Below are 8,659 nucleotides of genomic sequence, written 5' to 3' on the forward strand. Positions count from 1 at the left end.
ATGATGGAATGCAAGAAGGCCCTGACCGAAGCCGATGGCGACATGGTCAAGGCGGAGGAGCTGCTGCGCGTGAAGCTGGGAAGCAAGGCATCGAAAGCCGCCTCCCGTATCGCCGCTGAAGGCGTGGTTGCAGTTCATATCAGCGGCAATGTCGGCGCCCTGATCGAAATCAACTGCGAAACCGACTTCGTCACCAAGAACGACGACTTCCTGAAGATGGCAAACGACTGCGCCCGCTTGGTCGCCGAAAAGAACCCGGCCGACGTCGCCGCCTTGTCGGCGCTGCCGATCGACGGTGACATCACGGTCGAGCAACAGCGCACGACCCTGATCGGCCGGATCGGCGAGAACATGTCGATTCGCCGTTTCAAGCGCTTCGACACGACTGCCCGCCTGGTTTCGTACCTGCACGGCACGCGTATTGGCGTGGTGGTGGAATATGACGGCGCCGACGAGCAAGTCGGCAAGGATGTGGCAATGCACATTGCCGCCATGAAGCCGGTTTCGCTGTCCTCCGACGCCGTGCCAGCCGACCTGATCGAGCGTGAGCGTTCGGTGGCCCAGCTGAAGGCGGCCGAATCCGGCAAGCCGCCCGAGATCGTCGCCAAGATGATCGACGGCTCGATCCAGAAGTTCCTGAAGGAAGTCTCGCTGCTGAACCAGACTTTCGTGAAGAACGACAAGCAGACCGTCGAGCAGATGCTCAAGGCAACGAATACGAGCGTGAAATCGTTCGTCATGTTCATCGTTGGCGAAGGCATTGAAAAACGGCAGGACGACTTCGCTGCCGAGGTGGCGGCGCAGGTGGCTGCGGCCAAGCAGTCCTGATCTGTTAGTCGAAACGGGCCGCAAGGCCCGTTTTTTTGACTGGTTGCGATTGCTTACAAGCCTTGCTGGAAAGAATCAGGGCTTTTAAGCCGCAGCAAGTCACGGGCACGTAAAATGCCCGATAATTCGAACATTGCGCGATCAGGAATACTGGCGAAGCCTTCGCGAACTCATTGCCTATGCAAGCACTGCATTGCGCCGCATAACAGGAGCCAAAACTGATGTCAAAAGCCGCTTACAAGCGCGTCCTCCTCAAGCTGTCCGGTGAAGCGCTGATGGGAGAGGACTCCTACGGCATCAACCGGGTAACGATAGACCGGATGGTGGCAGACGTGGCAGATGTCGCGGCGATGGGCGTGGAGTTGGCCATCGTCATCGGCGGCGGCAATATATTCCGGGGCGTGGCCCCGGGGGCGCAGGGAATGGATCGGGCCACGGCAGATTACATGGGCATGCTGGCCACGGTCATGAATTCGCTGGCGCTGGCGGACGCCATGCGCCAGGCCGGCCTGACCGCCCGCGTGATGTCGGCGATTTCCATTGAGCAAATCGTCGAACCTTACGTCCGGCCCAAGGCCTTGCAGTACCTGGAAGAGGGCAAGGTCGTCGTCTTTGCCGCCGGTACCGGCAATCCGTTCTTCACCACCGACACCGCGGCTGCGCTGCGCGGCTCCGAAATTGGCGCCCAGATCGTGTTGAAGGCGACCAAGGTCGACGGTGTCTACAGTGCCGATCCCAAGAAAGACCCGCTCGCCACCCGCTACGCCACGATCACGTTTGACGAGGTCATTGCGCGTCACCTGGAAGTCATGGACGCGACCGCCTTTGCGCTGTGCCGCGACCAGAAATTGCCGATCAAGGTGTTCTCCATCACGAAACCCGGCGCGCTGCGGCGCGTGATCGAGGGCGGGGATGAAGGAACGCTGGTACACGTCTAGCCCGCGGGCCATCGGGCGTCCGGCATCCAGCAAACAGTAAAGAAACCGTAGTACCGATAATCTTTGGAAACACGCCTTGCAATTGAGGAGAGCAGCATGACGATCGCTGACGTCAAGAAAAGTACAGAACAAAAGATGCAAAAGTCGCTTGAGACGCTGAAATCGAACTTGTCCAAAGTTCGCACCGGCCGTGCCCATGCCGGCATCCTGGACCATGTCCAGGTCGATTATTACGGCAATCCGACCCATATCACGCAGGTGGCCAACGTCACCCTGCTGGACGCCCGCACCATCGGCGTGCAGCCTTGGGAAAAGAAGATGATCGCCGTCATTGAAAAGGCCATCCGCGAATCCGACCTGGGACTGAATCCGTCCACCCAGGGCGACATGATCCGCATCCCGACGCCAGCCCTGACCGAGGAGCGACGCAAAGAGATGGTCAAGCTGGTCAAGAGCGAAGGCGAGGACGCCAAGATTGCCGTGCGCAATATCCGGCGCGAAGCCAACGAGAGCCTGAAGAAATTACTGAAAGACAAGGCAGTGTCGGAAGACGACGAGCGCCGCGCCCAGGAAGACGTGCAAAAACTGACCGACAAGTCGGTGTCCGAAGTCGACAAGCTCACCGCCGACAAGGAAAAAGAGGTCATGACGGTGTGACATGCCGGAACGATTGCCGCTTTTGTTTCCTGTTCCACACAACCTGACTTCCATTCCATGACGCATTCGAGTTCGACGCAGGTGATACCCCTGGTCACGAACGTGCCCCAGCACATTGCCATCATCATGGATGGCAATGGCCGCTGGGCCACGCGGCGTTACCTGCCGCGGGTGGCGGGTCATGCAAAGGGTGTGGAAGCGGTGCGCGGCATCGTGGAAGCCTGCTCAGCGCGTGGCGTCAAGTTCCTGACGCTGTTTGCGTTCAGTTCCGAGAACTGGCGCCGTCCGCCCGACGAAGTGTCGGTCCTGATGCGCCTGTTCATGACCGCGCTGGATCGCGAAGTCGCCAAGATGCATGCCAACGGTATCCGCCTGAAGGTGGTCGGTGACCTGTCGCGCTTCGAGGTGCGCATGCAGGACATGATCGCCGCCGCGGAAGCCAGGACTGCCGCCAATACCGGCCTGACCCTGACCATCTGCGCCAACTACGGCGGCCGCTGGGATATCCTGCAAGCCATGAAAAAACTGGTCGCAGCCAGGCCCGGCTGCACCGAGTTTTCAGAAGAAGACCTGGCGCAGCACCTGTCGATGGCCTATGCCCCCGAGCCCGACCTGTTCATCCGCACCGGTGGCGAGGAACGCATCTCCAACTTCCTGCTGTGGCAACTGGCTTATACCGAACTGTATTTCACCGATACCTGGTGGCCTGATTTCGATGGCGTGGCGCTTGACGCCGCCATCGCGTCCTACAACCAGCGTGAGCGCCGCTTCGGACGCACCAGTGAACAACTGGTCGAGCCGCGCAAGGTATCCTGATGCTCAAGACACGCATCATCACCGCCGTGGTCTTGCTGGCGATCCTGGCCGCTGTGCTGGTTTCGAAATCCATGGCGGCGTTCGTATTGGCGCTGACCGCTTTCCAGGCCGCCGCCGCCTGGGAGTGCATGCGCCTGTTCGGGTCGCGCCGGCCGCTGCTGTGGGCGGCGGTCTGGACCGCCGCATTCCTGTTCGTGCTGCTGCGTTTTCCGTCGGGCCAGATGCAGTTGCTGTTCACCTTGTGCGTGGCGCTATGGGCGCTGCGTTTCGCGCCGGCGCTGGGCATCGGCCTGCCCCCCGCCGGCGGACTCGGCAGCCGCTTGCTGGGCTTGACCTACGGCATTGCAATACTTGGCTGTTTTGTCGCATTGGCAATGCTGTACAAGATTTCCGGGCTTTACCTGTTGTCCGTGATGGCGCTGGTCTGGGTGGCCGACATCGGTGCCTATTTCGCTGGACGCAAGTTCGGCCGCCGCAAACTGGCGCCGTCGATCTCCCCGGGCAAGACCTGGGAAGGCGCAATCGGCGGGCTGGCTTGCGTATTGCTGGTCGGTATGGTTTTCATGCAGCCGTGGCTGCACCCGGTCCTGGCGGACACCTTCCCGGCGGCGCTGTTGCGGCAATGGGGCTGGGCGGGCGGCATTGCCGTGCTGACGCTGGTGGCGGCGGCCAGCGTCGTTGGCGACCTTTTCGAATCCCAGCTCAAGCGGCGCGCCGGCATGAAAGACAGCAGCAAGCTGTTGCCCGGACACGGCGGAGTGCTGGACCGGATCGATGCGCTGATTCCCGTGCTGCCGCTGGCTGTGCTGCTGAGTACGCGCCTGTGAAGCAATCCTGATGCAACGTATTTCCATACTCGGCGCGACCGGCTCGATCGGTGAATCCACCCTTGACGTGGTCAGCCGCCATCCTGATCGCTATCAGGTCCATGCGCTCACCGCGCACAGCAAGGTCGAGCAACTGGCGCTGCTGTGCGAGCGTTTTCGGCCGGCAGTTGCGGTGGTGGGCAGCGCCGACGCCGCCGCCAGGTTGTCCGGTTTGCTGGCACAGCGCCAGGTCCGAACCGAAGTGGCGTGGGGCGAGGCAGCCCTGTGCCAGGTCAGCAGCGCAGCCGAAACCGATGTCGTGATGGCCGCCATTGTCGGCGCCGCCGGCCTGGCGCCAACCCTGGCTGCGGCCCGCGCCGGCAAGAAGATATTGCTCGCCAACAAGGAAGCATTGGTCATGTCCGGCCAACTGTTCATGGATGCAGTGGCCGCCAGCGGCGCAACACTGCTGCCGATCGACAGCGAGCACAATGCGGTATTCCAGTGCCTGCCGGTTGGTTATCAACGCTTGCCGGCAGGCCACGGGATTGCCAGGATCGTGCTGACCGCGTCCGGCGGCCCTTTCCTGCAGCGCGAGGTCGCCACGCTCGACTCGGTCACTCCCGAAGAAGCGGTTGCCCATCCCAACTGGGTGATGGGGCGCAAGATATCGGTCGACTCCGCGACCATGATGAACAAGGGACTGGAAGTGATCGAAGCGCACTGGCTGTTCGGCGCCAGCGCGGACCAGATCGACGTCCTGATCCATCCGCAAAGCGTGATCCATTCGATGGTGTCGTATGTGGACGGCTCGGTGCTGGCGCAGTTGGGCAATCCCGACATGCGCACGCCGATTGCCCATGCGCTGGCCTGGCCGGAACGCATCGCCTCCGGAGTTGGCGCGCTGGATCTTGCTGCGGTGGCGCAACTTCGCTTCGAACGGCCTGACCTGCAGCGTTTTCCGTGCCTGAAACTGGCGTATGATGCCTTGCGAGAGGGCGGCAGCGCCGCGACGATACTCAATGCCGCCAATGAGATCGCCGTGGATGCTTTCCTGAATCGACGCATTGGATTTCGCACCATCGATCATCTCATCGCAACAGTGCTGGAACGTCTGCCGGCCCAGCCGGTGACGGACATTCCGGGTTTGCTGGAACAGGATGAACAAGCAAGGCAGCTAACGAGAACGCTCATTCCATCATGATGCTGATCCAGACCGTATTGGCTTTCCTTGTCGTGCTTGGCACGCTGGTCGTGGTGCATGAACTTGGCCATTACCTGGCGGCGCGCTGGTGCGGCGTCAAGGTGTTGCGCTTCTCGGTCGGCATGGGCAGGATTGTCTGGTCGCGCCGCTTTGGCCGTGACCAGACCGAATGGGCCTTGTCGATCCTGCCGCTGGGCGGCTATGTCAAGATGCTCGATGCCCGCGAGCAGGGCATCGACGCGATCGCTCCGGCTGAACTCTCGCGCGAATTCACCCGGCAGTCGGTCTGGCGCCGCATCATCATCGTTGCTGCAGGTCCGCTGGCCAATTTCCTGCTGGCGATTGCGGTGTTTGCCGGGCTGTACGTGTACGGCGTGCCGGAACCGGCGGCCAGGCTGCGCGCAGCGCCTGCACTGAGTGCGGCGGCACAGGCCGGCATACAGCCAGGCGACCTGGTCACGCGGATCAATGGCGAACCGGTCGAATCCTGGGCAGCGCTGCGCTGGAAAATGATCGACATTGCTGTGGACAAGTCGGTCGCCCGTATCGAAGTCGAGCGCACTGATCCGCAGCGCCCCGGCGACAAGCGTACCGAAGAAATGCGCCTGCGCACCGACATGCTGGGTGCCGGCGACCTGGAAGGCGACTTCCTTGGCAAGCTCGGGCTGGATCTGGCACGTCCGCGGGCGATTCTCGGCCGCATTAGTCCGGACGGTGCGGCGGCCCGTGCCGGCCTGCAGACTGGCGACGAGATCACTGCCATCGACGGTCGTCCGGTGGTCGACGCGCTGGCCTTCATCGAGGCTGTGCGCGCTGCGCCGGCCAGGACCCTTCTGCTCGCCGTGCTGCGGGACGGACGTGCGCTCACGCTTGGCGTGACGCCGGCCCCGATCGAAAAAGACGGCAAGCGCGTCGGGCGCATACAGGCCGAAGTTTCGACCGCACCGAACATGGTGATCAGCCGCTCCGGGCCGCTGCAGGCGCTCGGCCAGGGCGTAAAGAAGACCTGGGATACCGCCACACTGACCCTGCGCATGCTGGGGAAAATGCTGATCGGCGAGGTCTCGCTGAAAAACATCACCGGTCCCATCACGATTGCCGATTATGCGGGGCAGACCGCACGCATTGGCATCGTCAGCTTCCTGACCTATATCGCGTTCATCAGCATCAGTCTCGGGGTCATGAATTTGCTGCCGATTCCGGTTCTTGACGGGGGGCTTTTGTTGTATTATTCGCTGGAAGTTTTGACCGGGCGACCGGTGTCCGAGCGATTCGGCGAACTCGCGCAGCGGGCAGGTATCGGGATCCTGATGACGCTGATGATGGTTGCCATGTTCAACGATATTGTGCGGCTCATCTCCTGAAGCGCCCCTGGCAGCTGCCGACCGCATCTGGCTGCGCAATCAGCGCAAGGCTGCCATCCGGTACGCGCTCACGCTCATCACATAACAATAGCCAATGAACTTTTCATTCCAGCGCCGGCCCCTTCCTTTTTCCCGCCGCATCATCGCCGCCGCTGCATTCGTACTCTGCTCCGGCCAGGCCCTGGCGGCCGATCCATTTGTCGTACGTGATATCCGCGTCGAAGGCATACAGCGCACGGAGGCGGGCACCGTGTTCAGCTACCTGCCGGTGCGGGTCGGCGACACGTTCACCGATGAAAAAGGCGCAGCGGCCATCAAGGCCCTGTATGCGACCGGCCTGTTCAAGGACGTGCGGATTGAAGCCGAGGGCGACGTGCTGGTGGTGCAGGTGGAAGAGCGCCCCTCGATTGCGGGCGTCGAGTTCAGCGGCATCAAGGAGTTCGAGCGCGACACGCTGATCAAGGCATTGAAGGAAATCGGACTGGCCGAAACACGGGTGTACGACAAGGCGCTGCTCGACCGCGCCGAACAGGAACTCAAGCGCCAATACCTGTCGCGCGGCCTGTATGGTGCGCAGATCACTACCACCGTCACGCCGATCGAGCGCAATCGCGTCAGCGTCAGCTTTGCCGTCGACGAGGGCACGGCCGCGCGCATTCGCGAGATCAACTTCATCGGCAACAAGGCCTTCAGCGAGAAGCAATTGCGCGCCATGCTGCAGCTGACGACGCCGGGATGGTTCACCTGGTTCAGCAAGGCCGACCAGTATTCGCGCCAGAAGCTCACCGGCGACATCGAAGCGATCCGCTCGTTCTACCTGAACCGTGGCTACCTTGAGATGCAGGTCGAGTCGACCCAGGTGTCGATCACGCCCGATCGCCGGGACATCTACATCACCTTCGGCATCAATGAAGGCGAGAAATTCACGGTTTCCGATATCAAGGTGGAAGGCGAGACGCTGGGCCGCACCGAAGAGTTGCGCTCACTGATCGAGCTGAAAAAAGGCGAGACCTACAGCGGCGAAAAGCTGCAGAGCAGCGTCAAGAAAATCACCGAGCGCATGGGCAATTTCGGCTATGCGTTCGCCAACGTCAATGCCAACCCGGAAATCAACCGCGAGAAGCGGGAAGTGGGGTTCACCGTACTGGTCGATCCCGGCAAACGGGTTTATGTGCGTCGCATCAATATTGCCGGCAACACCCGCACCCGCGATGAAGTCATCCGGCGCGAGTTGCGGCAGTTCGAGAGTTCCTGGTACGACGGCGACCGGATCCGCTTGTCGCGCGACCGGGTGGACCGCCTGGGGTACTTCACCGAAGTCAACATTGAAACGCCAGAAGTTGCCGGTACGCCCGATCAGGTCGACGTCAACATGACCGTGGCCGAAAAGCCCACCGGCGCCATCTCGATTGGCGCGGGATTTTCGTCCGACGAAAAACTGACCCTGCTCGGTTCGATATCGCAGCAGAACGTCTTTGGCACCGGCAACACGCTGAGTGTGGACCTGAACACCAGCCGCCGCTACCGCACGATTGCCGTGTCGCAAACCAATCCGTACTTCACCGATGACGGCATCAGCCGCACCTACGAGCTGTTCCTGCGAACCGTTCGCCCGCCGCTGGACAATACCGGCGACTTCCGGGTGCAGACGCTTGGCGGCAATATCCGTTTCGGCGTTCCTTTCACCGAGATTGACCGGGTTTTTTTCGGCATCGGCTACGAGCGTACCGAAGTCAATACTTACGCCAACAGCCCCTTGCTGTACAAGCGTTATGCCAGTGACTTTGGCGATGGCACCGACGCCAAGACCAATAGCTTCCCGTTTACCGTAGCCTGGCAACGCGACAACCGCGACAGTGCGCTGGTACCGACCACTGGCCGCTATCAGCGCGCCAACCTGGAGGTCGCGCCGGCAGGGTCGTTGCGCTACTACCGCACCACCTACCAGCAGCAATATTTCCGCCCGATGAATGCGGCTCGCACGTCGGTGCTGGCCCTGAATGGCGAAATTGATTATGGCAAGGGCATGTTCGGCCAGATCTATCC

At 61.5% G+C, this 8,659-nt stretch carries 8 protein-coding genes; all 8 read left to right on the plus strand.

What is annotated here, in order from left to right; translation table 11 throughout:
* A partial coding sequence (tsf, locus tag Q7T64_RS00045) for a translation elongation factor Ts (protein ID WP_304789110.1) occupies positions 1 to 828 on the plus strand: 828 nt, incomplete at its 5' end.
* Between the two features lie 221 nt (positions 829 to 1,049).
* The gene (gene pyrH / locus Q7T64_RS00050) at positions 1,050 to 1,766 is read left to right on the plus strand and encodes a UMP kinase (protein WP_304789114.1); all 717 of its coding nucleotides are present in this window, start codon (positions 1,050 to 1,052) and stop codon (positions 1,764 to 1,766) included.
* A 96-nt stretch (positions 1,767 to 1,862) separates the two neighbouring features.
* Positions 1,863 to 2,423, plus strand: a complete 561-nt coding sequence (frr, locus tag Q7T64_RS00055) for a ribosome recycling factor (protein WP_304789117.1) — start codon at positions 1,863 to 1,865, stop codon at positions 2,421 to 2,423.
* 57 nt (positions 2,424 to 2,480) lie between these two features.
* A complete protein-coding gene (uppS, locus tag Q7T64_RS00060) occupies positions 2,481 to 3,239 on the plus strand; it encodes a polyprenyl diphosphate synthase (RefSeq protein WP_304789121.1) in 759 nt (252 codons plus the stop codon).
* Positions 3,239 to 4,066, plus strand: a complete 828-nt coding sequence (locus Q7T64_RS00065) for a phosphatidate cytidylyltransferase (RefSeq protein ID WP_304789125.1) — start codon at positions 3,239 to 3,241, stop codon at positions 4,064 to 4,066. Before uppS ends, Q7T64_RS00065 begins: the two co-directional genes overlap by 1 nt.
* Positions 4,067 to 4,076: 10 nt before the next feature.
* A complete protein-coding gene (ispC, locus tag Q7T64_RS00070; RefSeq protein ID WP_304789128.1) occupies positions 4,077 to 5,249 on the plus strand; it encodes a 1-deoxy-D-xylulose-5-phosphate reductoisomerase in 1,173 nt (390 codons plus the stop codon).
* On the plus strand, positions 5,246 to 6,613 hold the full coding sequence (gene rseP / locus Q7T64_RS00075; RefSeq protein WP_304789132.1) for an RIP metalloprotease RseP: 1,368 nt from the start codon (positions 5,246 to 5,248) through the stop codon (positions 6,611 to 6,613). Before ispC ends, rseP begins: the two co-directional genes overlap by 4 nt.
* Before the next feature lie 94 nt (positions 6,614 to 6,707).
* Positions 6,708 to 8,659: outer membrane protein assembly factor BamA (gene bamA, locus Q7T64_RS00080; RefSeq protein WP_304789136.1), on the plus strand; the 1,952-nt coding region annotated here is incomplete at its 3' end.

The sequence above is a fragment of the Lacisediminimonas sp. genome (assembly GCF_030645335.1).
GTDB lineage: Bacteria > Pseudomonadota > Gammaproteobacteria > Burkholderiales > Burkholderiaceae_D > Lacisediminimonas.